The sequence below is a fragment of the Streptomyces sp. NPDC052064 genome (assembly GCF_055585925.1).
Window position 1 is genome coordinate 1 of the sequence record NZ_JBVJJE010000009.1, and the last position, 26,430, is coordinate 26,430.

Annotated in this window: 26 protein-coding genes and 1 pseudogene; 13 read left to right on the top strand and 14 right to left on the bottom strand. The window is 71.7% G+C overall.

The features are described 5' to 3' along the window. Nucleotides 1-141 precede the first annotated feature (141 nt). The 3 genes from ACZ6TU_RS24140 to ACZ6TU_RS24150 all read right to left on the bottom strand — a co-directional run bounded on the left by ACZ6TU_RS24140 (nucleotide 142) and on the right by ACZ6TU_RS24150 (nucleotide 2,428). Nucleotides 142-372: an e9imm peptide gene (locus ACZ6TU_RS24140; protein WP_467682378.1), complete on the bottom strand. Its 231-nt coding sequence runs from the start codon at nucleotides 370-372 to the stop codon at nucleotides 142-144. 107 nt (nucleotides 373-479) lie between these two features. Further along, nucleotides 480-1,850: a maleylpyruvate isomerase N-terminal domain-containing protein gene (locus ACZ6TU_RS24145; protein ID WP_467672847.1), complete on the bottom strand. Its 1,371-nt coding sequence runs from the start codon at nucleotides 1,848-1,850 to the stop codon at nucleotides 480-482. Continuing rightward, nucleotides 1,847-2,428: a sigma-70 family RNA polymerase sigma factor gene (locus ACZ6TU_RS24150; RefSeq protein ID WP_467672849.1), complete on the bottom strand. Its 582-nt coding sequence runs from the start codon at nucleotides 2,426-2,428 to the stop codon at nucleotides 1,847-1,849. The genes ACZ6TU_RS24145 and ACZ6TU_RS24150 overlap by 4 nt, the downstream gene beginning before the upstream one ends. 360 nt (nucleotides 2,429-2,788) lie before the next feature. Here ACZ6TU_RS24150 and ACZ6TU_RS24155 point away from each other — a divergent pair, with 360 nt between their 5' ends. Then, nucleotides 2,789-3,169, top strand: coding sequence for an STAS domain-containing protein (locus ACZ6TU_RS24155; protein ID WP_467672850.1), 381 nt, complete (start codon nucleotides 2,789-2,791; stop codon nucleotides 3,167-3,169). 168 nt (nucleotides 3,170-3,337) lie between these two features. After that, nucleotides 3,338-3,850, top strand: a complete 513-nt coding sequence (locus ACZ6TU_RS24160; RefSeq protein WP_467672852.1) for an EF-hand domain-containing protein — start codon at nucleotides 3,338-3,340, stop codon at nucleotides 3,848-3,850. Nucleotides 3,851-3,852: 2 nt separating this feature from the next. Here ACZ6TU_RS24160 and ACZ6TU_RS24165 read toward each other — a convergent pair whose 3' ends face one another. Beyond that, nucleotides 3,853-5,355: a class I adenylate-forming enzyme family protein gene (locus ACZ6TU_RS24165; RefSeq protein WP_469550926.1), complete on the bottom strand. Its 1,503-nt coding sequence runs from the start codon at nucleotides 5,353-5,355 to the stop codon at nucleotides 3,853-3,855. An 89-nt stretch (nucleotides 5,356-5,444) separates the two neighbouring features. Between ACZ6TU_RS24165 and ACZ6TU_RS24170 the strand changes: the two genes are divergently transcribed. From ACZ6TU_RS24170 to ACZ6TU_RS24185, 4 genes are all read left to right on the top strand, one after another. Beyond that, nucleotides 5,445-6,641 carry an amidohydrolase family protein gene (locus ACZ6TU_RS24170; protein ID WP_467672856.1) on the top strand — a complete coding sequence of 399 codons (1,197 nt, stop codon included), beginning with the start codon at nucleotides 5,445-5,447 and terminating at the stop codon, nucleotides 6,639-6,641. Continuing rightward, nucleotides 6,641-7,774: an acyl-CoA dehydrogenase family protein gene (locus tag ACZ6TU_RS24175; protein ID WP_469550930.1), complete on the top strand. Its 1,134-nt coding sequence runs from the start codon at nucleotides 6,641-6,643 to the stop codon at nucleotides 7,772-7,774. Before ACZ6TU_RS24170 ends, ACZ6TU_RS24175 begins: the two co-directional genes overlap by 1 nt. Nucleotides 7,775-7,776: 2 nt before the next feature. Then, nucleotides 7,777-8,658, top strand: coding sequence for an acyl-CoA dehydrogenase family protein (locus tag ACZ6TU_RS24180; RefSeq protein ID WP_467672860.1), 882 nt, complete (start codon nucleotides 7,777-7,779; stop codon nucleotides 8,656-8,658). 443 nt (nucleotides 8,659-9,101) lie between these two features. Beyond that, the gene (locus ACZ6TU_RS24185) at nucleotides 9,102-9,578 is read left to right on the top strand and encodes an ATP-binding protein (protein WP_467672862.1); all 477 of its coding nucleotides are present in this window, start codon (nucleotides 9,102-9,104) and stop codon (nucleotides 9,576-9,578) included. 483 nt (nucleotides 9,579-10,061) lie between these two features. Here the strand turns inward: ACZ6TU_RS24185 and ACZ6TU_RS24190 are convergent, their stop codons facing one another. Next, complete coding sequence (locus ACZ6TU_RS24190) at nucleotides 10,062-10,988, bottom strand: cyclase family protein (protein ID WP_467672864.1); 927 nt, start codon at nucleotides 10,986-10,988, stop codon at nucleotides 10,062-10,064. A 103-nt stretch (nucleotides 10,989-11,091) separates the two neighbouring features. On the opposite strand from ACZ6TU_RS24190, the gene ACZ6TU_RS24195 reads away from it, so the two are divergent. The 4 genes and pseudogenes from ACZ6TU_RS24195 to ACZ6TU_RS24210 form a co-directional block, all read left to right on the top strand. After that, a complete protein-coding gene (locus ACZ6TU_RS24195; RefSeq protein WP_467672866.1) occupies nucleotides 11,092-12,006 on the top strand; it encodes an SDR family NAD(P)-dependent oxidoreductase in 915 nt (304 codons plus the stop codon). Between the two features lie 100 nt (nucleotides 12,007-12,106). Beyond that, a complete protein-coding gene (locus ACZ6TU_RS24200) occupies nucleotides 12,107-13,255 on the top strand; it encodes an acyl-CoA dehydrogenase family protein (protein WP_467672868.1) in 1,149 nt (382 codons plus the stop codon). Continuing rightward, the gene (locus ACZ6TU_RS24205) at nucleotides 13,255-14,304 is read left to right on the top strand and encodes an alcohol dehydrogenase catalytic domain-containing protein (protein WP_467672870.1); all 1,050 of its coding nucleotides are present in this window, start codon (nucleotides 13,255-13,257) and stop codon (nucleotides 14,302-14,304) included. Before ACZ6TU_RS24200 ends, ACZ6TU_RS24205 begins: the two co-directional genes overlap by 1 nt. A gap of 89 nt (nucleotides 14,305-14,393) precedes the next feature. Beyond that, nucleotides 14,394-14,795, top strand: a pseudogene (locus ACZ6TU_RS24210) (MFS transporter); the annotation flags it as partial. A 461-nt stretch (nucleotides 14,796-15,256) separates the two neighbouring features. Here ACZ6TU_RS24210 and ACZ6TU_RS24215 read toward each other — a convergent pair. From ACZ6TU_RS24215 to ACZ6TU_RS24230, 4 genes are all read right to left on the bottom strand, one after another. Continuing rightward, the gene (locus ACZ6TU_RS24215) at nucleotides 15,257-15,859 is read right to left on the bottom strand and encodes a flavin reductase family protein (protein ID WP_469550936.1); all 603 of its coding nucleotides are present in this window, start codon (nucleotides 15,857-15,859) and stop codon (nucleotides 15,257-15,259) included. Between the two features lie 59 nt (nucleotides 15,860-15,918). Continuing rightward, the gene (locus tag ACZ6TU_RS24220; protein WP_467672874.1) at nucleotides 15,919-16,713 is read right to left on the bottom strand and encodes an enoyl-CoA hydratase/isomerase family protein; all 795 of its coding nucleotides are present in this window, start codon (nucleotides 16,711-16,713) and stop codon (nucleotides 15,919-15,921) included. Further along, entirely contained in the window at nucleotides 16,710-18,938 is a 2,229-nt protein-coding gene (locus ACZ6TU_RS24225) for an acetate--CoA ligase family protein (RefSeq protein ID WP_469550939.1), read from the bottom strand. The genes ACZ6TU_RS24220 and ACZ6TU_RS24225 overlap by 4 nt, the downstream gene beginning before the upstream one ends. A 199-nt stretch (nucleotides 18,939-19,137) precedes the next feature. Next, on the bottom strand, nucleotides 19,138-20,349 hold the full coding sequence (locus ACZ6TU_RS24230; protein ID WP_469550942.1) for a flavin-containing monooxygenase: 1,212 nt from the start codon (nucleotides 20,347-20,349) through the stop codon (nucleotides 19,138-19,140). 259 nt (nucleotides 20,350-20,608) lie between these two features. Between ACZ6TU_RS24230 and ACZ6TU_RS24235 the strand changes: the two genes are divergently transcribed. Together ACZ6TU_RS24235 and ACZ6TU_RS24240 are read left to right on the top strand one after the other, a co-directional pair. Then, nucleotides 20,609-21,034, top strand: a complete 426-nt coding sequence (locus tag ACZ6TU_RS24235; protein ID WP_467672880.1) for a pyridoxamine 5'-phosphate oxidase family protein — start codon at nucleotides 20,609-20,611, stop codon at nucleotides 21,032-21,034. A 28-nt stretch (nucleotides 21,035-21,062) separates the two neighbouring features. Continuing rightward, entirely contained in the window at nucleotides 21,063-21,728 is a 666-nt protein-coding gene (locus ACZ6TU_RS24240) for a pyridoxine/pyridoxamine 5'-phosphate oxidase (RefSeq protein ID WP_467672882.1), read from the top strand. A 12-nt stretch (nucleotides 21,729-21,740) separates the two neighbouring features. On the opposite strand, the gene ACZ6TU_RS24245 is transcribed toward ACZ6TU_RS24240, so the two are convergent. The 3 genes from ACZ6TU_RS24245 to ACZ6TU_RS24255 form a co-directional block, all read right to left on the bottom strand. Next, nucleotides 21,741-22,745, bottom strand: a complete 1,005-nt coding sequence (locus ACZ6TU_RS24245) for a HEAT repeat domain-containing protein (RefSeq protein ID WP_469550945.1) — start codon at nucleotides 22,743-22,745, stop codon at nucleotides 21,741-21,743. A 6-nt stretch (nucleotides 22,746-22,751) separates the two neighbouring features. Further along, complete coding sequence (locus ACZ6TU_RS24250) at nucleotides 22,752-23,420, bottom strand: HEAT repeat domain-containing protein (protein WP_469550948.1); 669 nt, start codon at nucleotides 23,418-23,420, stop codon at nucleotides 22,752-22,754. 70 nt (nucleotides 23,421-23,490) lie between these two features. Next, entirely contained in the window at nucleotides 23,491-24,402 is a 912-nt protein-coding gene (locus ACZ6TU_RS24255) for a LysR family transcriptional regulator (RefSeq protein WP_467672888.1), read from the bottom strand. 118 nt (nucleotides 24,403-24,520) lie between these two features. Here ACZ6TU_RS24255 and ACZ6TU_RS24260 point away from each other — a divergent pair, with 118 nt between their 5' ends. Continuing rightward, nucleotides 24,521-24,871, top strand: a complete 351-nt coding sequence (locus tag ACZ6TU_RS24260; protein WP_467673509.1) for a DoxX family protein — start codon at nucleotides 24,521-24,523, stop codon at nucleotides 24,869-24,871. Nucleotides 24,872-24,881: 10 nt separating this feature from the next. Here the strand turns inward: ACZ6TU_RS24260 and ACZ6TU_RS24265 are convergent, their stop codons facing one another. After that, the gene (locus ACZ6TU_RS24265; protein WP_469550952.1) at nucleotides 24,882-25,739 is read right to left on the bottom strand and encodes a GNAT family N-acetyltransferase; all 858 of its coding nucleotides are present in this window, start codon (nucleotides 25,737-25,739) and stop codon (nucleotides 24,882-24,884) included. A 40-nt stretch (nucleotides 25,740-25,779) separates the two neighbouring features. After that, nucleotides 25,780-26,415 (bottom strand): GNAT family N-acetyltransferase, encoded by a 636-nt coding sequence (locus tag ACZ6TU_RS24270; RefSeq protein ID WP_469550955.1) that lies wholly within the window; start codon nucleotides 26,413-26,415, stop codon nucleotides 25,780-25,782. Nucleotides 26,416-26,430: the final 15 nt, after the last annotated feature.

The following is a 26,430-nucleotide window of genomic DNA, read 5'->3' on the forward strand; positions in this document are numbered from 1 at the left end:
CGCAACACCGTCGAACGAGCGATCAACAGGCTGAAGCAGTCCCGGGCTGTGGCCACTCGCTATGACAAGCGCGGCTACATCTTCCTCGGCACCGCGACCACCGCAGCTCTGCTCATCTGGCTTCGCAGCTGAGTCCCGACTTCACAAAGCGATTGGCCGATATGCCAGGGCCTGATCGACCACCTCATCAGCCGAAAGCTCCCGCCTCGGCGGCCAGAAGATCAAGTCGCTGACATGACCGGACGGACATGCCAGGGCTCTGTCGAGCCTGTCCAGCCAGCCATCCACCTCGTCGTCTGAGGCGTAGTCCGCTTGCATGATCCGCTGCACGAGCGCGACGGCATCCGCGCGACTCAACTCCACAGCACTCATCAGGTCCCTCCGCCAAGTCACCCTAACGGAACCCGTGATCGCCCGGACAGCTCCTAGGAGCTCCGCGGTTCCCCGCGCCCCTCAGTACGTGCCCCTGCGGTCGGGTTCTACATCCTGCTCAGCGACGCGGCCGCGAACAGGACATCCCTGATCGCCTCTCTGTCTCCCACCTGGCCCGCTGCCGCCTCCTGTGGGGGTACGTGGCCGGCGGCCAGGCGGCAGAACTCGACGCCGTCCAGGGCCACGTGGGCCACCTCGTGATCGGCGGAGCCCTTCGCGGCGGGGGAGTCGAGGGGGATCAGCCACTCGCCGCCGCCCGAGCCCTCGATCTCCAGGCGGAGGCTGCGGCCCGGTTCGCCCGCTGTGACGAGGTGGCGGTGGTGGGCGGGTGCGGCCAGGCCGTTGCGGCGGCGGTGGGCCAGGGCGTTCGGCAGCATGCGGGCGGCCAGGTCGATCATGCGGTGCAGATGGCGCGGCAAGGGCGGGTCGTACGGGTAGTCGACCGCGTCCGCGATGTCCTCCGCGTGCACCCAGCACTCGAAGGCCCGGTCGAGCATCGCGTCGTGCAGGGGCAGCTCGAAGCCGCCGTACGGCACCGGCATCCTGCCGACGCCGCCGCCCGTGAAGGACACCGCGCGGACGAGGTCGTGGCTCTGCTCCCGCCAGGGCGCCCGCACGGCACGGGTGGGCGGGAAGTGGGAGGCACTCCAGTAGGCCTCCGTGCGGGCCGCCGGGGTCGGGCGCCGGGACGTGACGTCGCCCAGCGGGTCGTCGAGGCCCAGCGCGACCGCCACCAGCCCGTCCACGCTGAGCAGATGCGCGATGACGCCGGCGACGGTGGTACGGCGACTCGTGGCCTTGTCGGCCCGGAACCAGCGCAGCCGTACCGGCGCGTGCCACTCGGCGTCGCCGAAGTCCTGGAGCAGGGCGTCCAGACGCGCGGTCTCGGCGTCGTAGGCGGCGGCCCAGTCCGGCACCGGGATGCGCGGCGGGCGGCGCTCCAGGCAGGACCCCAGGACCCGCGTGCGCAAACGCGGGTCCAGGTCGAGGCTGTCAGGGCGTTGCAGCAGCCCGACCGCCTCGCGCAGCCGCCGCGCCTCGTCGGCACACGCGCCGCACTCGCCGAGGTGCTCCTCGACGGCCGTGGCCTCCTCCGCCGAGCACGCGGCCAGCGCCCAGGCACCGAGCAGGGCCTTCAGCACGGGGTGCTCGAACACGGGCCGCACGGGCGGCGGCGATGCCGCGTCGCCCGGTTCCTCCAGCGCGGGCAACGGCAGCCCGCTGTCCTCGACGGAGGCCCGGGGCATGGGGATCCGCGGCGGACGCCCGGGCTCCTGCCCGTCGCCGTGCTCGAACCCGCCGGGCCGGCCCGGCCTACCGGAAGGGCCCGTGCCGCTTTCGTTCCGGGTGTTGTCCTTCTCCTCGTGCCCGTCATCCTCCGCGCCGTCGTACGCCTCGAACCGGTCCGGCCCGTTCACACCGCACCCCCGTATCCGGGCGGTGCGCCGGGTGCCTCGGAATCGTGGGCGGTGGACAGGAGTTGCAGCCCCAGGCGGAGGCGGCGGCGGGCCTCGTCCTCGGTGATGCCGAGGTCGGTGGCGGTCTGGCGGTAGTCGCGGCGCTGGAAGTAGGCCCGCTCCAGGGCCGAGCGCAGCGGGACCGGCATGGACTGGACGATGTAGTCGGCGCGGGCGGCGACCGAGGCCCGGCGCACCTTGTACTCCAGTTCCTCCGTGGTACCCGAGCCCTCGCGGGCGAAGGCGGCGGTCTCGGTGGCGCGCAGGCGCTGGACGGCCAGATGGTGGGTCAGTGCGGCGACCCAGGTGCGCAAAGGGCCCTGTTTGGGGTCGTAGGTGTCCGGATGCTCCCAGACGTGGATGAAGACCTCGCGCGTGATGCCGTCGGCGGCGCGCTCGTCGCCGAGTACGCGGTGGGCGAGGCCGTACACGAGAGAGGCGAACCGGTCGTAGAACTCACCGAGGGCGGCGGCCTCCCCACGGGCGAGTCGCTGCTGCATCTTGCGGTCCCAGCGAGGCGGTACGTCCTTTTTCGCCATGCGGCCCCCTCACCCCTGCTCGTGTCCCGCGCCCGTGCCCTGGTCCAGCCTGTGTCCGACGTCTCCCCGAATCTAGTCGGCACGTCCGGTAGCGCACGCCCCTTTGTGGCAATGTGCGCCCCCTGACCGGCCGCAGGTGGTAGGGGCCACCGGCGCTCGTGCCGGGTGCCGTCAGGCCGTGCCTACCCATCGGTTCTCCGATCAGACCTGACTGAAGAGGATCGAACAGGATCGAAGTCGACTAAAACAAGCCTCATCTCGCGGGGATCCGTTTTTCGGGTTGTGTTTCAGGGAACGGCCGCTGGGCAGCCGCGCTGAAAGGAAGCGTAGGGACTGCTTCCGGTTTGGCGATCGAAGGGCGTGGTGGTGACCTTCAAAGTGACCAGCGGCGAGCAGGGCGAATGGGCCGTGCTCCAGGTGTCGGGCGAGCTGGATCTGGTGACGTCGCCGGTGCTGCGTCAGCGGGTGCACGACGCGGTGGCCGAGGGGTACCACTGTCTTGTCCTCGACCTGTCCGAGGTGTTCTTCTGCGATTCCAGCGGCGTCGGCGTGCTCATCGCCGCCCGCCGTCTGATCCGCTCCTGCCAGGGCCGGCTGCGGTTGGTGCTGCCCGCCCGGGGCGCGGCCGACGGGTCCCATGTCAACCGGGTCCTCGGCGCGCTGGGCGTGCGCAGGCTGTTCGACGTGTACGGCGATCTGGACGCGGCCCTGGCTGACGAGGGCGAACCCCTCTCCGCGTGAGGGGCCGTCGACGCACGGCAGGGCGAGTGTTGCCGTTCCGACACGCCGTTGTCCCGGAATTCCTCCGGTCTTGGCGCAAGTGACGTTTTCCCGCGCCCGAACGGCCCCCTCCGTCGTACGCTCCGAGCGAGACGCACCCCACCTGACGTAAGGCGGCCCGAAAGAGACATGGTCACCAGCGAGTACGAGCGCAGGATCGCCGCCCGGTTCGCCACCTTCGACCAGGACGGCAACGGCTACATCGACCGCGAGGATTTCTACGGCGCGGCCAAGGCGCTGCTCACGGAGTTCGCCGTAGCGGCCCGGTCCGACAAGGGGCAGGCGCTGTACGTCGGCGCCGAGGGCTTCTGGCAGGGCATGGCCGGGATAGCGGACCGTGACGGTGACCAGCGCATCACGCGCGAGGAGTTCGTGAGCGGCGCGGTCAAGCGCCTGCGCGACAACCCCGACCGCTTCGCCGAGATCGCCCGCCCCTTCCTGCACGCGGCCCTGGACGTCGCCGACACCGACGGTGACGGCGCGGCGACGGTCGAGGAGGCCGCCCGCGTCCTGCAGTGCCTCGGCGTCCCCGAGGACGTCGCCGGCGCGGCCGCCGCCACGCTCGACGCGGACGGTGACGGCAAGGTCGGCGAGGCCGAGGTCGTGCCCGCCTTCGCCCGCTACTTCACCGTGCCCGAATAGCCTCACGTGCCCGAATAACGCTCGCGCAGTTTGTACTTCAGCACCTTCCGCAGGGTCTCGCCCCGCGGAAGGGCGTCCACCACCTCCAGCCGCTCCGGCAGTTTGTGCACGGACAGCCCCTCGGCGCGCAGGAAGGCGGTCGCGGCCGCGAGTGTCAAGGTCTCGGCTCCCGGGGGCTGTTCCACCACCGCGCACACCAGCTCCCCGCGCGCCGCGTCCGGCAGTCCGACCACCGCCACGTCCCCGACCGCCGGGTGCCGGTGCAGCAGGTCCTCGATCTCCTGGGCCGAGATGTTCTCGCCCTTGCGGATGATCACGTCCTTCAGCCGGCCGGTGAGGACCAGGTGCCCGGTCCCGGTCAGCCGCCCGAGGTCGCCGGTGCGCAGGAACCCGTCCTCGTCGAAGGCCTCCGCCGTCTGCGCCGGATCCAGATACCCCCGGCACACGGCCTCCCCGCGCAACCGCACCTCCCCGTCCACGATCCGTATCTCCATCCCCTCCGGCGGCCGACCCTCGGTCGTCGCCAGCAGCTCGGGGGTGTCGTCCGGTGCCCCCATGGTGATCATCGGCACCTCGGTCATGCCGTAGCCGTGGGTGAGCCGCACGCCCATCTCGCGTACGACGGCGTGGTAGAGCTCCGGGGGCTTGGGCGCCCCGCCCCCCGCCAGCAGCCGCAGTGAGGGGACGACCGGAGTCCCCGGCTGCTTCCGCTGCTCCGCCAGGAACATCGAGTAGAACGCCGTCGACCCGCCCGCCACCGTCACCCCGTGCCGCCGGTAGGCCTCCAACGCGTCCGGCAGCGCGAACTGCTCGAACAGCACCGCCGGAAAGCCGTACAGCAGGAGCATCACCGTGTAGTCGGGTCCGCCTATGTGGGCGTAGGGGAAGGCGATCGATCCCACGTCGTCCGCCGACGGCCGCAGGGCGTGGGCGAGGCAGGAGCCGCCCGCGATCAGGGAACGGTCCGTGTGCAGCACGCCCTTGGGGGCGGAGGTGGTGCCGGACGTCCAGTAGATCCAGCGGACCGCGGTGCCGTCGGAGGGCGGGGGAGGCAGCAGGGACGGATCTCCGTCGGGCAGGTCGTCGTAGGCCTCGAAGACGCCCTTCGCGCCCAGCCGCCGGGCCATCTCCGTGTGGCCGAAGCCGCGCCATTCGCCCGGGACCGCGAAGAACTCCGCCTTGGACTCGCGCAGCGCGAAGCCGACCTCGCGGTCCCGGTAGAAGGGGATGACCGGGGTCTGCACGGCGCCGAGGCGGGCCAGCGCGAAGGAGAGCAGGGCCGTCTCGATGCGGGTGGGCAGCTGCCAGGCGACCACCGTGCCGGGGCGCACGCCCATGCCGTACAGGCCGGCCGCGACCCGCTCGGCACGCGCGCGCAGGGCGCCGAAGGTGAGCGTGCGGTCGTCCTGGAGGAAGAGCGGGCGGTCTGAGGTGAGGGCGGCGCGCCGGGTGACCAGCTCCCACAGAGTGCGGGACGAACTCAGGGCATGCGGGGTCTCGTTCACGTCTGCCCCCTACTCCTTGGCTGACGGATCGTCAGGTGGGATGCTATCTGACGCAGCATCAGATAAGTACCGTCCGGCGGAGGGGACCCATGGCGACCGAACTGCCCCGCATCATCAGCGTCGACGACCACGTGATCGAGCCGGCCCACCTCTTCGAGACGTGGCTGCCGGCCAAGTACCGCGACCGCGGCCCCAAGGCGCTGACCGCCGGGATCGGTGAACTCGCCTACGTCGGCGGCAAGTACCGGATCACGATGGACCCGGACGGCCAGCCCACCGACTGGTGGATCTACGAGGACCTGAAGTTCCCGTACAAGCGCAACATCGCCGCCGTCGGCTTCGACCGGGACGAGATGACCCTGGAGGGCATCACCCGCCAGGAGATGCGGCCCGGCTGCTGGGACCCGAAGGAGCGCCTGAAGGACATGGACCTCAATCATGTCGAGGCCAGCCTGTGCTTCCCGAGCTTCCCGCGGTTCTGCGGCCAGACCTTCGCCGAGGCGCACGACAAGGAGGTCGCCCTCGCCTGCGTGCGCGCCTACAACGACTGGATGGTGGAGGAGTGGTGCGGGGACAGCGGTGGGCGGCTCATCCCGCTGTGCCTGATCCCGCTGTGGGACGTCGAGCTGGCGGTCGCCGAGATCCGGCGCAACGCCGCGCGCGGGGTGAAGGCGGTGACCTTCTCCGAGATTCCCACCCACCTCGGGCTGCCGTCCATCCACTCCGGCTACTGGGACCCGTTCTTCGCGGTCTGCCAGGAGACCGGGACGGTCGTCAACATGCACATCGGGTCCTCGTCCCAGATGCCGACCGCCTCCCCGGACGCCCCGCCCGCCGTCCAGGCCTCGCTCAGCTTCAACAACGCGATGGCCTCGATGATGGACTTCCTCTTCAGCGGGGTGCTGGTGAAGTTCCCGCGCCTCAAACTCGCCTACAGCGAAGGGCAGATGGGCTGGGTTCCGTACGCCCTGGAGCGCGCCGACGACGTCTGGGAGGAGCACCGCGCCTGGGGCGGCGTCCGCGACACGGTCCCCGAGCCGCCGTCCACGTACTACTACCGGCAGATCTTCTGCTGCTTCTTCCGCGACAAGCACGGAGTGGCGTCCCTGGACGTGGTGGGCCGCGACAACGCCACCTTCGAGACGGACTACCCGCACGTCGACTCGACCTTCCCGCACACCAAGGAGGTCGCCCTCGACCATGTGAAGGGCCTCGACGACGAGACGGTCCACAAGCTGATGCGCGGCAACGCCATCCGGATGCTGGACCTGGACCTCGACCGCTGATGGACCTGTCGGACACGCCCGGGGAGGAGGAGTACCGGGCCCGGCTGCGGGAGTGGCTCGCGAAGACGCTCCCCGGCCTCCCGCCCGAGCCGTCCCCCGACGACTGGCCCCGGCGGCGGGCCTACGACCTCGCCTGGCAGCGCAGGCTCCACGACGCCGGATACGCCGACGTCCACTGGGACGCCTCCCCGACCACCCGGCTGATCTTCCTGGAGGAGACCGAGAAGGCGGGCGCTCCTTACGTGGGGGCCAACTTCGTGGGGCTGCTGCACGCCGGGCCGACGATCGCCGCCGAGGGCACGGACGGACAACGGGCGCGCTGGCTGCCGCCGATCCTGCGCGGCGAGGAGGTCTGGTGCCAGGGCTTCAGCGAACCGGACGCCGGCTCGGACCTCGCGGCCCTGCGCACACGCGCGTGGCGCGACGGCGACGACTACGTGGTGACCGGCTCCAAGATCTGGACCTCCCACGCGGAAGTCGCCGACTGGTGCGAGCTGCTGGTCCGCACCGATCCCGAGGCGCCCAGGCACCGGGGCATCACCTGGCTGGCCATGCCCATGGACGCGCCCGGCGTCACCGTACGGCCGCTGCGCACGATCGCCGGGTCGGCCGAGTTCGCCGAGGTCTTCCTCGACGAGGTGCGCGTGCCGGTGGGGAACCGGGTCGGGAACGAGAACGACGGCTGGCGGGTGACCATGGTGACGCTGTCCTTCGAACGCGGCACGGCCTTCGCCGGTGAGGTCGTGGCCTGCCGTCGCGTCCTCGGCGAACTGGCTGCCGAGGCCCGCGAGAACGGCCGCTGGGACGACCCGGCGCTGCGGCGCCGGCTGGGCAGGCTCAACGCCGAGTTCCGGGGGCTGTGGCGACTGACGCAGTGGAACGTGAGCGCGGCGGAGGCGTCGGGCGGAGTGCCCGGCGCCGGAGGCTCGGTCTTCAAGCTGCGGTACTCACATGCCCGCCAGGAGCTCTACGACGCCGCCGCCGAGGTACTGGGCGCCGACTGCCTCGACCTGGACCGCCCCTGGACGCCGGCCCGCCTCTCCTCCCTGTCGTACACCATCGCGGCCGGCACCTCGCAGATCCAGCACAGCATCATCGCCGAGCGGATCCTCGGCCTGCCGAAGGGACGGTGACCGTGCGCTTCCGGTTGACGGACGACCAGCGGGCGTTGCGGGACGGGATGCGGCGGCTGCTGGCGCGGTGCTTCGACGGGGAGGCCCTGCGGGCCACCGCGGAGGGCCCCGGGCGGCTCGACCGGGAGCTGTGGCGGGCCCTGGGCGACGCCGGGTTCTTCGCGTTGCGGGTGCCGGAGGCGGACGGCGGTGTCGGACTGGGTCCGGCCGAGGCGGTGTTGGTGTTCGAGGAGGCCGGGCGGGCGCTGTTGCCCGGCCCGCTGCTCGCCACCCACCTCGCGGCCGGTGCCGTACCGGGCGCGGCGACCGGAGAGACCGTCGTGGCGGCCGTCGACGGCTCGCTGGCGGAATGGCTGGCGGAGGCCGACGTCGTACGCGGCGACGCCGCCGGAGCCGTGCCGATGCGCTCCCTCGACCCGCTGACGCCGCTGCACCGCGTGCCCGGCGGCACGCCAGCGGACCCGGACCCCGTCGCCGTCCTCCTCACCGCCGCCGAGCAGCTCGGCACGGCCGTCCGCGTCTGCGAACTGGCGGTGCAACACGCCCGGGCGCGCGAACAGTTCGGACGGCCCATAGGGGCCTTCCAAGCGGTGGCACACCTGTGCGCGGGGATGCTGGTCCGGTCGGAGACGGCCCGCGCGGCGGTGTACGCGGCGGCCGTCACCGCCGACCCGGTCGACATCGCCGCCGCCCGTGTGCTCTCCGACGAGGCCGCCGTGCGCGGCGCCCGGGACTGTCTCCAGGTGCACGGCGGCATGGGCTTCACCTGGGAGTCCGAGGTCCATCTGCATCTGAAACGCGCATGGGTTCGAACCCAACGTGCGGGGGGAGTTACCGAGAGTGAGGAGTTTCTGGCGGCTGCTCTGGGGTCTGGGGTGACCTGACAGGCCGTCTGGCTGCGGTGTCGCCGAATATGCCCGCGGGGATGTCGCGGATCGTGGCATCCCGTGATCACGGAGCGTTGATATCGGCTTGTGTCCTCTGTGTGACTCGTCACGGCCCGGAGTCGGCTGCTCGCTCGGGTACCTTGTGTGAGATGCGAGTGGCTCTGAACGCAGTGCGACCCAGTCGCGCCGCCTGTTCGACTCCCCGCAGCGAGCGTCGCACAGTATGCCGCACGGGTACTCCTTCGCGCTGGAATATGCCCGAAGCGCTTGTTGGGGTGACTGTACGTCAACCATGCTGTCCCACAAGGGATTCACGTTCCGTGATCCTTGCCCCGGCCGTTGTTCTGGCCATGCAGAAAATGGCTACGATCGTGGCCCCCGTGAGGCGCGAGCCTAAGTGTCCGCCGGTTCGGATGGTGTGAGCGGTGCAGGTGCTTCAAGTGCAGCTGGAAATCCGGCCCGACCCCGCAGAGGTGGGGCGGGCCCGGCGGTGGGCCCGCTCCCGCCTGGCCGGGTCGGGCGTGCAGGCCGACGAGCCGCTCGCCGAGACCCTGATCCTGCTCGTCTCCGAGCTGGTCACCAATGCCGTGGTGCACACCGGCCTGCCCGCCGTACTGCGGCTGTCCCTGCCGCACGCGGTGACGGAGGAGGCCACCGTCCGTCTTGAGGTCGCCGACCGCAGCGGCCGGGCCCCCGTGCCCCGGTGTGCCGGCGACGACGCGACCGGCGGCCGGGGTCTCGCCCTCGTCGACGGCCTCGCCGACCGCTGGGGCTGGAGCGTCGAGAGCACCGGCAAGCGCATCTGGTGCGAACTGGACCGGTGTTCGAAGTCCCCTGAGGTCCCGGCGGCGTGCGGGGGCGGCGCGGTGGCGTGCGGCGGGGCGGCCTTCGAGGGGCTGGCGTACGAGGCGGTGTGAGGCCAGGGCGCTCGGGGTGCCCTGTCCGGGACTGCCGGGTGCGCGGTGGGCGGGCCGCGGTGTACGGCGGCACATGCCGAGGGGTGTTGCGGCGGTGCCGGGGCACGGTCGCACGGCAGATCCGCCGTTTTCGTCATGGCATGCGGCGATGCGCCGGGATGTGCTTCCGTGCGCGCCCAAGGGAAAAGCCGCATAAGCAACAAATCGCCGAACGGGTGTTGACGCGTCGTGACCGTTTGATCACGCTGGTGAGCAGCGATTCGCCGTGAGGGGACGGCGAGGGCTGCGACGACGGCGGCCCTCGGCGAGTGTGAGTCGTGATTCGGCGTCGGCTCCCCGTCAGGGCCACGGGAGCCGGGGTGGGAGCGCCGGAGTCGGGTGGCGGCGCGCGCTGCCGTGCTCGGGGCGAGCAGCGCGGCGCCGCCATCCAGCTTCAGGCGGCGGGGTGGTGGACTGGCAGGCGGCCGGCCTGGCGTGCCGGGCCTACAGGACGGCGACCGGGGCCGCCGGAGAGCCGGTCGCTCCCGTGAACGGCTCGGGCGTCGCCGCCAGCAGGAACGCATAGCGGCCCGTTTCTCCACAGGCTGTGGACAACTTTTCGAAATTCCAGTTCTGGCCCTGCGGCATCCCCATCTCGACGAGATGGAGGGCGTGCACCGGCAGCCACAGATCCTCCACCTCGGGCGGGAACACCTCGAAGGTGAGGGTGTCGTTGGCGACCGCCGCGACATCCCGCGCGTGGAACCACTCCGGCGTCCGGATCGACAGCCCCGGCGACGGATACGCGTACGTGTGCCGGTCCCCGGCGAGGCAGAGCTGGACCTGCCCGGTCCGTACGAGCGCGACGTCCCCGGCCCGCACGCGCGTACCGGCCAGCTCCTCGGCGGCGTCCAGGTCCTCGGGCGTGACGGCGTACCCGCCGTCGAGCCGGTCCGTGCCCCGGGCGCGGGCGACGTCGAGCAGCACTCCGCGCGAGACGACGTGCGGGATCTTGTCGATGCCGCTGAACTCCGCGCCACCGTGCGGGGTGATGGAGTGTGCCGGGCGGCCGTTGTAGAGCCTGCCCGAGTGCGAGACGTGCGACAGCGCGTCCCAGTGGGTCGCCGCCTGGAGCCCCATGGTCACGGCGTCGTCGCTGCACGCGACGGTGCCCGGGCCGAAGAGCTCCTGGTTGATCTGCACCATGACGTGCAGCGGGTCGATCCGCCCCGGGATCATCCCCGTCTGGACGCCGTCGCGCCGGAGGGGGAGCGCGAGCGGGATCCGGCGGCCGGTGCGGACCGTCGCCGCGGCTTCCCGGACGACCTCGTCGGTGATCAGGTTCAGTGTGCCGAGTTCGTCGGTGGCTCCCCAACGGCCCCAGTTGTTCACGCGCTTGGCGATGTCGTGGAACGCGTCCGGCAGCGACATGAGTCCTCCCCGGGGCTTGTGTTCCCGTATCTGACGGGTCGTAGAATCTGGAGTGCAAAATCTAACGGTCCGTCAGAAACCGTGGGACGGGAAGGGGCCGGGCGTGAGGAACTTCTTGGCAGGCAAGGTCGTCGTCGTCACAGGTGCCGGGCGGGGCATCGGCCGGGCGGTCGCGCTCGCGGCGGCCGCCGAGGGAGCGAAGGTCGTCGTCAACGACTACGGCGTGGCGGTCGACGGTGCCTCCCCGACCAGTGCGGTCGCCGAGGCCGTGGTCAAGGAGATCGAGGCGGCGGGCGGGGACGCGGTCGCCGCCGCCGACGACATCTCCACGATGGCGGGCGGGCAGCGGGTCGTCGACGTGGCGCTGTCGTCGTACGGGCGGCTCGACGGGGTGGTCTGCGTGGCCGGGATCCTGCGCGAGCGGATGCTGTTCAACATGACCGAGGAGGAGTGGGATCCGGTCGTCGCGACGCATCTGAAGGGCACGTTCACGGTCTTCCGGGCGGCCTCGGCGGTGATGCGGAAGCAGCGCGCCGGCACGCTGATCGGCTTCACCAGCGGCAACCATCAGGGGTCCGTGTCGCAGGCCAACTACAGCGCGGCCAAGGGCGGGATCATCTCGCTCGTGCGGAGCGCCGCGCTGGGGCTGCACAAGTACGGGGTGACCGCGAACGCGGTGGCGCCGGTCGCGCGTACGCGGATGTCCGCGGGCGTGCCGATGGAACTGGCGGAGATCGGGGAGCCGGAGGATGTCGCCGCGCTGGTGGTGTATCTGCTGTCCGACCAGGCTTCCCGGCAGGGGATCACCGGGCAGGTGTACACCGCCGCCGGGGCGAAGATCGCCGTGTGGGCGCAGCCGCGGGAGCTGCGGGCCGTGTACGCCGAGGGCGGTGCGTGGACGCCGGAGCGGATCGCGGAGGTGTTGCCGGGGTCGGTGGGGGTGGATCCGATGCCGATGCTGGAGCGGGTGCGGGAGATGGAGAGGGCGGCGCGGGAGGGGGAGCGGCCGAACGCGTGAGGGCCGCGGCGGCCGCGGGTCGGTTGTGGCTGGTCGCGCAGTTCCCCGCGCCCCTCAAGGGCCTTACCGCAAGCCCAGTTACCGAAATGAGGCGGCAACCGTGGATTTCGGGTTCGCGCAAGAGGACGAGGACTTCCGGGTCGAGGCCAGGGACTGGCTCGCCGCGCACGCCGAGGGGGCAAACGACCGCCGCTCCTGGGAGCGCACCCTCGGGGCAGCCGGGTGGATCGGGCTCGGCTGGGGCGCGGACGGGTACGGCAACCGCACCGCCACGCTCACCCAACAGGTCGCCTGGGCCGAGGAGTACGCCCGGTCGGCCGCGCCCCCGCGCTCCGGCCACATCGGTGAGAACCTGCTGGCTCCCACGCTCATCGCGCACGGCACCGAGGAGCAGAAGTCCCGCTTCCTGCCGCCGGTCGCCGCCGGCGAGGAACTCTGGTGCCAGGGCTACAGCGAACCCGGCGCCGGATCGGACCTGGCCGGCGTCCGTACCGCGGCCGTGCGCGAGGCGGACGGCCGTACCTACCGTGTCACCGGGCAGAAGATCTGGACGTCACTCGCGCACGAGGCCGACTGGTGCTTCGTCCTCGCCCGCACCGAGCCCGGGTCGCAGCGGCACCACGGACTGTCCTTCCTCCTCGTCCCCATGGACCAGCCGGGCCGTATCGAGGTCCGCCCCATCCGGCAGATGACGGGCACCAGCGACTTCAACGAGGTCTTCTTCGACGGCGCGCACGCGGAGCAGGTCGTCGGTGGTGAGGGCAACGGCTGGCGTGTCGCCATGAGCCTCCTCGGTTTCGAGCGGGGCGTCTCCACGCTGGCGCAGCAGATCGGGTTCGCCGAGGAGCTGGGCAGCGTGGTGCGGGCGGCCGTGGAGTCGGGTGCGGTGGGGGATCTCGTCATACGGGAACGGCTCGTCCGGCAGTGGGCCGAGCTGCGCACCATGCGCTGGAACGCCCTGCGCACACTGGGCGGTTCGGGCGACGCGGGTGCCCCGAGCGTGGCGAAGCTGCTATGGGCCGGCTGGCACCAGCGGCTCGGGGAGCTGGCGGTGCTGGTGCGAGGCGCGGTGGCGAGCGTCGGTCCGGCGGACTGGTCGGTCTCGTCGCCGTACGAACTGGACGCGGCACAGCACATCTTCCTCTTCTCGCGGGCCGACACCATCTACGGCGGCTCGGACCAGATCCAGCGCACGATCATCGCCGAGCGTGTGCTCGGCCTGCCCAGGGAGCCCAAGGGAGCCGCGTGATGCGAGGCGTGATCTTCGACGGGAAACAGGTCCGGGTCGTCACGGATCTGGAGGTGCGGGAGCCGGGGCCGGGTGAGGTGCGGGTCGCGATCTCGGCGGCCGGGCTGTGCCACAGCGATCTGTCCGTGGTGAACGGGACCATACCCTTCCCGGTTCCTGTGGTGCTGGGCCATGAGGGGGCCGGGGTCGTGGAGGCCGTGGGTGGGGGCGTCACCCATGTCGCGTCCGGTGACCATGTGGCGCTGTCCACGCTGGCGAACTGCGGTGCGTGTGCGGAGTGCGACCGGGGGCGCCCGACGATGTGCCGGCAGGCGATCGGGCGTCCGGGCCGGCCGTTCAGCCGTGACGGACTGCCGGTCCACCAGTTCGCCGCGAACTCGGCCTTCGCGGAGCGCACGGTCGTGAAGGCCGTACAGGCGGTCCGGATCCCCGAGGACATCCCCATGGCGTCGGCGGCCCTCATCGGGTGCGGGGTGCTGACGGGGGTGGGCGCCGTGCTGAACCGGGCGCGGGTCGACCGCGGCGACAGTGTCCTGGTGATCGGGACGGGCGGCATCGGCCTGAACGTGCTGCAGGGGGCGCGGCTCGCGGGTGCCCTGCGGGTCGTGGCCGTCGACGCCAACCCGGCGAAGGAGGAGGTGGCACGCCGCTTCGGTGCGACGGACTTCCTCACCTCGACGGAGGGCGTGCGGGACATCCTGCCCACGGGCGCGGACCACGCCTTCGAGTGCGTCGGCCGTGTGGAGCTGATCCGCCAGGCGATCGACGCACTGGACCGGCACGGCCAGGCGATCCTCCTCGGCGTGCCGCCGGCCGCGGCCGAGGCGTCCTTCCGCGTCTCGTCGATGTACCTCGACAAGTCCATCCTGGGCTGCCGCTACGGCTCCTCCCGCCCCCAGCGGGACATCGCCCTGTACGCGCAGCTGTATCGCCAGGACCGGCTGCTGCTCGACGAACTCGTCACCCGGACCTACCCGGTCGAGGACTTCGAGAAGGCGGCGGCGGACGCGGAGGCGGGGCGGGTGGCGCGCGGGGTGCTCACTTTCTGACGGTCGCCGCCTTGTCTCTTCCGGTCTGGAAGGTCCGCCGGTAGGCGGTGGGTGTGACACCGAGCGCCGCCGGGAGCTGCTGGCGCATCGTCGTCGGCACGATGGCCTCCGGCTGGTTCACCGACCGCTTCGAAGCCCGGCGCCTGCTCGCCGTCTCCTACTCCCTGCGGGGCGTCTCCCTCCTCTTCCTCCCACTGTTGCTGGTGACGCCCGACGTCCAGCCGCCGATGATCTCCTTCATCGTCTTCTACGGCCTCGACTGCGTCGCCACCGTCCCGCCCGCCCTCGCCCTGTGCCGCGAGCAGTACGGCGAGGACAGCGCGATCGTCTTCGGCTGGGTCCTCGCCTCCCACCAGGTCGGTGCGGCCCTGGCCGCCTTCCTCGGCGGCGTCGTCCGCGACACGTTCGGGTCGTACGACGTGGTCTGGTACGCGTCGGGGGCGTTGTGTGCGGTGGTGGCGTTGATGGCGTTGGTGATTCGGCGGCGGGGGCGCGCGCACCTCGTCGTCTGCAACCCGCCCTGGATTCCCGCCCGTCCCGCCTCCGACCTCGACCTCGGCGTCTACGACGCGGGCGGCGGCATGCTCCACAGCTTCCTCGACGGACTCGCCGGCCGGCTGGAACCAGGCGGTGAGGGCTGGCTCGTCCTGTCCGACCTGGCGGAGCGCCTCGGGCTGCGCACCCGGGCCGAGCTGCTGACCGCCATAGAGGTGGCGGGGCTACGGATCGTCGACCGTCTGGACACGCGCCCGCGCCACGCGCGCGTGCGGGACACGGACGATCCGCTGCATGCCGCACGGGCCGCCGAGGTCACGTCACTTTGGCGGCTGGCCGTCCCCTGATCCGTGCCGACCGGAGGAGCGGCTGGCGGAGCGGCTCTCGAAGATGTCGGTGACGTTCCAGGTCCCGTCCCTGACGTTCTTGGTGCACGCTGGGTGTGGTGCACGCCGACTCAGTCCGACAGTCGCGCGAAGCGCCCTCGGTGGAAGAGCAGTGGTCCGTCCGGATCGTCGGCGGCCGTGCCGAGGGCGTCCACCCGGCCGACCACGATGAGGTGGTCGCCGCCGGTGTGGACGGCCTGGATCGCGCAGTCGATCCAGGCGACGGCACCCGACAGGCGTGGCGAGCCGGACACCGGCGCCGCGTCGTACGCCACCCCCGCGAACTTGTCCGCGCCGCTCACCGCGAAGGCGCGGCACAGCTCGGTCTGGTCGGCGGCCAGGACGTTCACGCAGAACACCCCGGCCCCGGCGATACGCGGCCAGGTCGTCGACCTGCGGCCGACCATGAAGGCGACCAGCGGCGGGTCGAGGGAGAGGGACGTGAAGGACTGGCAGGCGAAGCCGGCGGGCGAGTCGCCGGTGGTGGCGGGGGGTGCCGTGATCACGGCCACGGCCGTCGCGAAGTGTCCGAGGACGCGGCGGAACTCCGCCGGGTCCAGGGGAGCGCGCTCGTCCGCGCCGACGCACCGCAACTCGGGGCGCGGCAGCGCTTCGACGGGCTCCGGGGCGGGTGTGCGGACCGACCTGAGGTAGCGGACGGCGGCTTCGGCCATTCCTGCTTGTCCCATCACACCTGGCATTCAAGCTGACGGTTCGTCAGATGGGAAGGGGGTCAGTGGCCTTTGTAGGCGGGGCTCCGCCGTTCCACGAAGCTCCGTACGCCCTCCTGCGCGTCCGCCGTCGTCATGTTGATCTCCTGCGCGGCGGCCTCGGCGGCGAAGGCGGTGGCGCGGTCGGCGTCGAGGGAGGCGTTGACGAGCTGCTTGGTCAGGGCGAGGGCGCGGGTCGGGCCGGTGGCGAGGCGTTCGGCCCATGCGCGGGCCGTCTTGTCCAGGTCGCCGTCCGGGACGACCCGGTTCACCAGCCCCATCCGCTCCGCGTCGGCCGCCGTGAGCACGTCGCCGAAGAACATCAGCTCCTTGGCGCGCTGCGGGCCGATGAGGCGGGGGAGGAGGTAGGTGCCGCCGCCGTCGGGGACCAGGCCGCGGCGTACGAACACCTCGATGAAACGGGCGGATTCGGCCGCGAGGACCAAGTCGCAGGCGAACGCCAGATGCGCTCCGAGGCCCGCTGCCGTGCCGTTGACCGCCGCGATCACCGGCTTCTCGCAGTCCAGGACGGCGGCGATCAGGCGCTGGGCACCGGTGCGGAGCGTGCGTGCGACATCTCCGGCGACGCGTTCGCCGGTCGTTGCGGCGGTGCCTCGGAGGTCCGCGCCGGCGCAGAAGCCGCGTCCCGTTCCCGTGAGCACGATCGCTCGTACCTCCGGCGACGCGGACGCCTCGGACAGCAGCCGGACGATCTCGACCCGCTGGTCGGGCGTGAGGGCGTTGAGGGTCTCGGGACGGTTGAGGGTGACGGACAGGACGTGGTCGCCCGTCGTGTGCAGAACGGCGGGTTCCGTCATCGGCTGCACACCGCCAGCGCGTCCAGGGCCACCGCGCCCTGTCCCTGGGGCAGGACCATGAGCGGGTTGATGTCCAACTCGGCGAGCCGGCCCCCGAGTTCCAGTGCCATGCGCTGCGCGCGCAGGACGACCTCGACCAGCGCGTCCAGGTCCGCCGGCGGCCGCCCCCGGACCCCGTCGAGCAGCGCCCTCCCCCGCAGCCCGGCGAGCATGTCCCGCGCCTGCTCCTCACCGAACGGCGGCACACCTACGGCGGTGTCGCGCAGGACTTCCACGAGTACGCCGCCGAGTCCGACGGTCACGGTCGGCCCGAACACGTCGTCGTGCGTGACTCCGACGACCATCTCGACGCCCTGCTCGACCATCTGGCAGACCAGGACGCCGTCCAGCGGGACATCCTCGTAGCGGGCGATGTCGGTCAGCTCCCGGTAGGCGTCGCGGACCTGGCTCGCCGAGGTCAGGCCGACCTTCACGAGTCCCAGGTCGGTCTTGTGGGCGATCCGGGCGCCCGAGGCCTTCATCACCACCGGGTAGCCGACCAGCCCCGCCGCCCGTACGGCCGCCGCCGCGCTGGTCACCAACTGCTCGCGCGGTACGCGGATGCCGTACGCCCGCAGCAGTTGCTTCGCCGCGTGCTCGCTCAGCTGCTCGCCGGGTCGCATGAGCGCCTGGGCCTTGCGGCAGGACGGCGAGGGGGTGCTCGGGGCGTCGTCGAAGGGGGAGCGGTAGCCGGTCGTGAAGCGGTGGTGGCCGAGGTAGGCGCGGACGGCGGTGAGACAGTTGCCGACCGTGCGGAAGGTGGCCACGCGGGAGGAGCCGAGCAGGACCTCGCGGTAGGCCGGCTCGGTGCCGACCGGCGAACCCCACACCACGCACACCAGTTTGTCCGTCTGCTCGGCCGCGTCCACCAGGTCGGCTACGAGCCGGTCGCTGAGCGGGGGGAACGGCCCGGTGATCGGGCAGACGAGCACGCCCACCTCGGGGTCGTCGAGGATCGCGTCGATGATCTTCCGACCGCGCCGGTCGCCGACCGGGTGACCGCCGTTGTCGACCGGGTTGGCGACCCTCAGGTACTCGGGTATCCACTGGTGCAGTTCGGCCTGTTTGGCTTCCGACAGCACCGGCAGCCGCAGGCCCGCCTCGGTCGCCAGGTCGGCGACGTGCGCGCCCGTGCCACCGGAGATCGAGTAGACGACGACCCCGTCGGCGCGCGGCGGGCGGGCCCGGGCCAACAGGGCGGCGGTGTCCTGGAGTTCGTCGAGCCCGTCGACACGGATCACGCCGTACTGCCGTAGCGCCGCGTCCACCACCGCGTCCGCGCCGGTCAGCTTGCCGGTGTGGGAGGCGGCCGTGCGGGCGCCGGCCTCGGTGCGGCCCACCTTGACCGCGACGACCGGCACGCCGCGCCGGGCGGCCCGGTCGGCGGCGAGGAGGAAGGAGCGGCCGTCCTTCAGCCCCTCCAGATAACAGGCGATGGCGCCGACCTCGGGCTGCTCGGCGAAGTAGGAGAGGAAGTCGGCGGTCTCCAGGTCGGCCTCGTTGCCGGTGGGCGCCCAGTGGGAGAGCCGGATGCCGAGTTCCTGGAGGGCGAAGACGGGGCGGCCCTGATGGCCGGACTGGGTGATCAACGCGATCGCCGGCCCCTCCAGGTCGTCGCGGAACCGCTCGAAGGCGTTGAGGTTGGTGTTGGGGCCCAGCAGCCGCATCCCGGACCGCTCGACGGCGGCGGCCAGTCGCCGCTGGGCGGCCTCGCCCTCCGGCCCGGTCTCCGCGAACCCGGAGGCGAAGACGACCGCGAACCGTGCCTTGGCCTCGGCCAGTTCCTCGACCACCGGGAGGGGATCGCCGACCAGCACCACGGCCAGGTCGACCTGCTCGGGCAGGCCGGCGACGGATGGGCGGCAGGGCATGCCGAAGACGGACGGCCGGCTCGGGTGCACCGGATACAGCCGGGCCCCGACCCGCTCGGCCCAGTCGGCCAGTTGCCGTGTGACGCCGGTGTGGGGGCGCCCCTCGGCATCGGACGCGCCGATCACGGCGACGGACTGCGGGCGGAAGAAGCGGTCCAGGTCGGGTACGTCGGCGTGCAGCGGACGCCCGCTGACATCGAGGTCTCCCAGTTGGGCCGGTCTGCCGTGCACGACGGGCCCGGACCGTTCGCCACAGGCGATGGCCCGGGCCCGGCGGGAGTCGGTGGTGAGAGTGCCGTGGGTCGATCCAAGCATCGTTCCGCCCGCTCCTGTGAGACAGCCGCTAACTGACGCTCTGTCAGATTACTGAACTGACGCGAGGTCAGGAACGGCTGTGCAGGCAGCAACTTGCGGCACCCCTGCTCTCAGCCCCGGGTCTCAGTCCTGAACCTCAGTCCTGAACCTCAGTCCTGGGCTTCAGTGCCGGGCTCACCGCTGTGTCTCGCCTCTGGTCTCATCCCTGGTGTGAGACCGGCAACCGCGACACCTTCCCCGAACCGTCCCGCGCGATGGCCTTCGCGATCTTCACCGCGTCGATCGCCATCTCGCGGAACATGCCGCTGATCGGGTTGGTGAAGCCGGTGAAGTACAGGCCGGGCGCGGTCCGCGGGCTGCGGTGGCCCTGGGCGATGGGCCTGCCGCGCGTGTCCAGTACGTCGAGGTGGCCGACGAGGCCCTCCAGGGCCCGGGTGTAGCCGGTGGCCGCGACGACGGCGTCCGGGGAGAGGCGGGTGCCGTCGGCGAGCAGGACCTTGCCGTCCTCGAAGCCCTCCACGGCCGCCACGACCTCCACCCTGCCCTTGCGCACGGCGTCGATCAGACCGACGTCCTGGACGGGCACGGCGCCCTCGGTGGCCCGGGTGTAGAGGCCGGTGTCGGGGCGCGGCAGGCCGTGGGCGGACAGATCGGGCACGCTCAGTCTGCCCAGCTGCCGGGCCATCAGGTCGACGAGGCCGACCGGCAGGTGCCGTGCCATGACGCCCGAGTACTGCGCGGCCCAGCCTGCGGTCGAGCGGCGCACGATGTGCGGGACGGTGCGGATGGCCAGCCGTACGCGGGCGCCGCCGTCCGCCAGGTCCACGGCGATCTCGGCGCCGGTGTTGCCGGCGCCCACGACGAGGACCTCGCGGCCGGCGAAGGGCTCGGCGTTACGGTAGGCGGAGGCGTGCAGGAACTCGCCGGTGTACGTGTCGCGGCCGGGCCAGTCGGGCACGCGGGGCGTGTGGTTGTAGCCGGTGGCGACGACGACCGCCGCGCCGGTCAGCTCCCGGCCCCCGGTGGCGTGCAGCAGCCAGCCCGTGCCGTCGGGCGCGCACTCGACACGGGACACCTCGACGCCGGTGACGATCTCGAGCCGGTGGTGCTCGGCGTACTTCTCCAGGTACCGCACCACGTTGTCCCGGGACACCCACCGCCCGAACCGGCGTGGCATCGGCAGCCCGGGCAGGGACGACAGACGGCGGGTGGTGTGCAGGTGCAGCCGGTCGTAGTGGCCGCGCCAGGACGAACCGACGCGGTCGGACTTCTCCAGGACCACGGCCCGTATGCCCCGGGCCCGCAGCGCGTACGCGGCGGAGAGTCCGCCGGGGCCGCCGCCGATGACGTAGACGGGGCGGTCGGGTGGGGCGTGCGCGGAGGAGTGTGTGGGGGGTGTGGAGTCGGCCATGAGCGGGAGCGTAGCCACGGGCCCGCTTGATGGGTCTCGGTCAAGACCGGAATTGGTTTCGGATTGATCACGACTGTAGGAGGACGGGGTGGAGCCGGTGGCATAGCGGGCCTGGTTGTGGCGGGCCGGTGATCATTTCTGTCGAACCCTTCCTGACGGGGGACTCACAGGTGGCTGCCGACACGGGAACACCCGGCCGTGGAACGGGTGTTGACGTGGCACCGATGGAGACCGGATTGGCCCTGCGAAGGAGACCGGAATGGCCCTTACCCGTGAAGAACGCGAACAGTTCCTGGCCGAGCCGCACATCGCCGCACTCGCGGTCGACGCGGGGCCGGGCCGGGCACCGTTGACCGTGCCGATCTGGTACCAGTACGAGCCCGGCGGCGACATCTGGATCATGACCGCCCTCGACTCCCGCAAGAACGAGCTGATCAGCGCGGCGGGCCGGTTCTCGCTGATGGTGGACCGGCTGGAGCCGACGATCCGGTACGTGTCGGTCGAGGGCCCGGTCGTCGACACGGCCCCCGCCACCCTCGACCAGCTCCGCGAGATATCGGCGCGCTACCTGCCGGCCGACAAGGTCGACGGCTACGTCGACTTCTCCTGGAAGAACCACGGAGAACAGCTGGTGCTGCGGATGCGGCCGGAGCGGTGGGTGTCGTCGGACCTCGGGCAGGTGTGAGGAGCCCTCCGGGGGCGACAATCGGGGCATGGCAACGGATCTTCACGAGCTGCTGAGGTCCCTGCGGGTCTGGGACCCGCAGGTCACTCAACTGCCCCCCTTCGACCCGACGACCGCCCCTGCCGCCCCGCTGCCACTCTTCACCGAGTGGTTCGCGGCGGCGGTGGCGGCCGGGCAGACCGAGCCGCACACCATGTCGCTGGCGACCTCCGACGAGTCCGGACTGCCCGACGTACGGATCGTCATGCTGCACGGCGCCGACGAGACCGGCTGGTCCTTCGCGTCCCACGCCGGCAGCCGCAAGGGCCGCCACCTCACCGCCCGCCCGTACGCCGCGCTCGGCTTCTACTGGCCGGTCCTGGGCCGGCAGGTACGGGTCCGCGGGCCGGTGTCGGCGGCCCCGTCCGAGGATGCCCAGGGTGACCTCCACGCCCGCTCGACGGGCGCGCTGGCCGCGGCACTGACCGGCCGCCAGAGCGAGATCCTGGGGTCCGTGGAGGAGTTGGCACGGGCTTCGGAGTCGGCGTGGGAACGGGCCCGGAGTGAGCCGGAGGCTCCCGTACCGTCCTGGACCCTGTACCGGCTGCGGCCGGAGGAGGTGGAGTTCTTCCAGGGAGACGCGGCGCGGCGGCACGTACGGCTCCGCTATCGGAGCACGGAGGAAGGGTGGACGCGGGAACTGCTGTGGCCGTGAGCGGTCCTGGGGCTATCGGGCGTTGCGTATCCGGAGAATGTATGCCGCGGTAAGCGCAACGGCACGGTCCTCGTCCTGCGACAGATCCGTGAGGGCACGTGACGCCGCGCTTCCCGGAATGTCCGCGAACGCCTGTGCCAGCCGTCGGCGTGCGGACGATTCGACGGTGCCGTCGGCGAGGCAGTCGGCGAGCCCGGCGGCGATCTGATCCGCCAGCTCGGGACGACGCGCCAGCACGCTCAGCGCATCGGCTGCGTCGACGTCGTTCGTCTCCTCGACGATCATGCCGATGAGCGTCGGGACCGCGTCGGCCACCCCACGTGCTCCGAGCGCCAGAGCCGCATACCTGCGGACCACGAGGTCGGGGCCCGCGAGGGCGTCCCGCAGCAGTGCCGTCGCTTTGCCGCTCGGCATCTCGGCGATGCACTGGACGGCACGCTTGCGCACCTCGGCCGCCGGTGAGCCGAGGCCCTCCGCCAGCAGCGCCAGGCCGTCGTCACCCGAGTGCGCCAAGGCCCATCGAAGGGCTCCGGCGACGTTCGGGTCCGTCTCGCTCAGCGCTGCCTCGACCAGTGCTTCCACCGGCACCGGCACCTCGTCGACCGAGGACAGGGCCGCGCGTTGGCGCGTCCCGGCGTTCTTCGACCCCAGCGCCTGGAGGAGTGCGACGGTCTGGAGGACGTCCTCCCAGCCGGCGGGTTCCGCGGCACCGATCCGGCAGAGTCGCGCGAGCAGCTCCGTCTCGGCTGCGATGCGTTCTCGCGTCCGGCGGATGAGGTCGGCGACGAGCTCTGAGGGCGTGAAGCCGGGATCATCGAGCGCGTGCCCGACTTCACGCAGCGACAGCCCCAGTGACCGCAGGCTCTCGATATGGAAGATCCGCCGGATGTCCTCGCTGGAGTACTCGCGATAGCCGGCATCGGTACGACCCGTCGGCCGCACCAGGCCGAGCGAGTCGTAATGCCTGAGCATGCGGGCGCTGACCCCGGACCGTCGTGCCACATCACCGATCAACACTGCCTGTCACCTCTCCTGGCGGGTCGTGCCGAGGGCCACGACGCGCTTCGCCTCCTCGATCGCGAACTCGAATCCGGCATCCGGGTCGCGCCACAGCCGTTCCGTGGCGATCGCGTGCGCACGCACGCCAGGGTCGAGATCTGTCATCGCGGTGCGCAGGGTCGGCATGATCGCCTCACCGAGCGCGATCAGCGCCCGGCTGAGGCTCAACTGCGTCTCCCGCTCGCCGCGCCCGAGCTGTGTCACCAACACTCCGGCCAATTCCGGCTCTTCACCTCCGGGCACGAGTACGACCGCTGCGCGCCAGGCGCTCCGCGCCACCTCGTCGTCGGCGTCGGTCAGCAGCGCCCGTGTGATCGCCGGCCACGCCTGCCGGTCCCCGGCCTTGGACAGGGTGTGCAACGCCTGGCTCCGTGCCTGCGCACGCTCCGAGCGGAGTTCCTTGAGCAGCTCCGGGACCGTCATCGATGCCGGGTGGCGGGTGAGCGCCCACGTGAGCATTTCGCGGACGTAGAACTCCGGCTCGATCGCGCATCGTTCGATGAGCTTGCCGACGAACCGCGGGTCAGGGGACGTGCCGACCGCCAGCGCCGCCCGCAGCCGCACGGACGAGCTGCTGTCCTCCAGCCCCTGGAGACCTCGCACCGTATCCGCGTCCTGTTCCGGCAGGGTCATCCGGACCACCTCCTGGCCCCAGTGAAGGCCTTGTCACTGTGTCAAGGTCAAGCGGACACGGACCCTGTGATCAGGTGGTGGTCTCCTCCGGCCGCGGTCTGTTGTCCAGGCAGCAGCGGACGAAGTCCTGGACGACGGGATCCGTGTCGTCGGAGCGGGCCCACGCGACGCCGACCTGACTGGGGCTGACGCCGCTGACGGGGCGATAGGTGATGCCTGGGCGGGCGTAGAAGCGGGCGGCGGATGCGGGGGCCAGGGCCATGCCGTAGCCATTGGCGATCGCACTGAGCCAGTCGTCCGGCTGGTCGGTGACAGCGCCGATGCGGACCGGGTGGCCCTCGCGTTCGTCGGTGGCCAGCCAGTACTCGCGCCACCGGCCTGCTTCAGGTGGGGCAGCCACGAACGGCTCGTCCCACAGGTCCCGGAACGGGATCACCTCGCAGGTGGCGAGAGGGTGTCCGGCGGGGAGGGCGACCCAGCGGGGCTCGGTGAACAACACCACCGCCCGCAGAGCGTCCTGGCCGGGGAAGGGCAGGCGCAGCAGGGCGACGTCGACGTCCCCGTCGTCGAGCCCGGCGCTCGGGTTCGACCAGGCGGCCTGCCGCATGTCCGCCCGCCAGCCGGGTCGGCGTCGGGTGAACTCCGCGATGATGCGCGGAGTCGCCTCGTTGGCGGCACTGGCCATGAAGCCGACCCGCAGCACGCAGGCCGCGCGGCCTGCCGCGCTCCTGGTCTCCCGCCGCACCCGGTCCCACTCGGCCAGCAGGGCGGGCACCCGCTCTTCCAGGACCCGGCCCGGTTCGGTAAGAGCCATGCCGGTGCGGGACCGCGTGAAGAGTCGCACTCCCAGCTGGGCCTCCAGTTGCTTGATCTGCTTGGTGAGCGCCGGCTGGGACACGAACAGTCGCTCCGCGGCGCGGGTGAGGGTCCCCTCCTCCGCCACGGCGACGAAGCAGCGCAGGAGCCGAGTGTCCACGTCCATGCCGCCAGGTTATAGACGCAGGTATTGGACGTCACTCCGGCGTTCGGGAAGGCTCGTTGCGGTGGGCACGCAGGGCTCGCCAACCTCCGATGCGCTCGGGCAGAAAGGCGAGAGAAACATGTTCACCGCCTACGTCGTCATCACCGTTACCACCATCCTGGCCAACGCCGGAATCGCCATCGCGGACTTCTTGCAGGCCGAGTTCGTCGTCGCCAATTCGACGGAAGTGGGTCTACCGCAGAACTGGCTGCCGTGGCTCGCCGCGCTCAAGGCCGCAGGAGCCGCTGGCCTCTTACTCGGGCTCACGAGTCTCACGGTCATCGGCGTCGCCGCCGCGGCGGGACTCGTCATCTTCTTCATCGGTGCGGTCGCCGCACACGTCCGTGCTCGCGTCTACCACAACATCGTGTTTCCTGGCGGCTACCTGGCTCTGGCCACCGCGTCTCTCGTTCTTGCCGCCGCGCGATGAACCAGAAGGGCTACGTGAAGTCGTACACCGCGAAGTCCGTCACCGGCCGGTACCCGATCCGCTGGTACAGGCCGTTGCTGGTCGGGTTCGACAGGTCCGTGAAGAGGAGTACCTCCTGCGCTCCGGCGGCCAGGGCGGCGCGGCTGACCTCGGCCGTGGCGGCTCCCGCGTAGCCGCGGCCGCGGAGGTGGGCTGGGGCGTAGACCGGGGCGACGCGGATCTGGCCGGCGACCTGGGGGGTCGTGCCGGCCATGGCGGCGGGGGTGCCGTCGGGAGTCTCCCAGAACGTGATGCCGCCCTGCTCGATGCGGGCGTCCGCCCACTCGGCGGCGTCCCGGACGGTGCCCGCGCCGACGGCTTCGGAGAACTCCTCGTGCCAGCGGATGAGTTGCTCGCGGTCCGCCGTACCGGCGATGCGGGATTCGCCGGGCGGTACGGGACGGGGCACGGTCAGGGTGCCGAGCCGGTAGAGCCGCTGGCGCTGCTGGAGCGTGGCCCTGGCGCCCGTGTGCCGCTGCCAGGCCTCGGCGAAGGCGGTGGCGGTGCCGCGGTCGGCGTGCACGCCGGGCAGGCGTTGCCCGAGGGCGGCCAGCCGTGCGGCCAGCGCATCGGCCTCCTCGGCTGTCAGGGCGGTGAGGTTCAGTCGGTGCGGTGGTGTGCGGAAGAACGTCGCACGGACCGCGCCGTCCTGTTCCAGCACGCCGAACTCCGGCACTCCGTCGCCGTAGATGTGCGGGCCGCGCGTGCGCAGGTTGTCCGTGACGGTCAACGGGACGGTATGCAGAGCCGGTTGGGAGTGGAGGAAGGCGCCGGCCCGGGTCAGGAAGGCGTCGAGGCCCTGGGTGAGGTGCCAGTCGTCGGTGCGCATGCCCCATGGTGCCGCCCCCGCCGGGGCCGGCACCTCCGAATTACGCCCCGGGCTCTCGGCCCGCATCCGGATCCGGAGCCCCACCTGGTTCCGGATCCGTCGCCAGCCGTGCGTGCAGGTGGGCATCCCGGAACGCGTCGTGCCGGCCCTCCTCGAAGATCGCCCCGCGCAGGGTCCCCTCGTACGCGAATCCGCACCGCTCGGCGATCCGGCACGAGGCGTCGTGGCCGACGGCGTGGTCCAGTTCCAGGCGGTGCAGGCCGAGTTCGGTGAGGGCCCAGTGGGCGGCGAGCAGGAGGGCCCGGGTGGCGACGCCCTCGCCGCGGGCCTCGGGAAGCACCCAGTAGCCGACGCGGGCGACCTTCAGGTGGTACTTGATCTCGTTGACGCCGATGTGACCCAGGGCGGTGCCGCTACGGGCGTCCGCGATCCGGAACGACATGGACGTGCCCTCCGCCGCACTCTGGGCCCGCGCGAGCAGCGACTCCCGGGCGCTCGTCCGGTCCGTGACCAGCCTCAGGGGGGTGTTCCAGCGCCGGAACTCCGGGTCCCGCATGCCGCGCAGCCATGTCTCGACGTCGGCGCCGGACGCGGCGTCCCAGGGGCGGAGATGGAGGCCGCGGCCGTGGATTTCCGGGAGGGGGCCGGTCAGGGACCGGTCGCGTATGGGGGCCATGGGGCCATTCAAGCG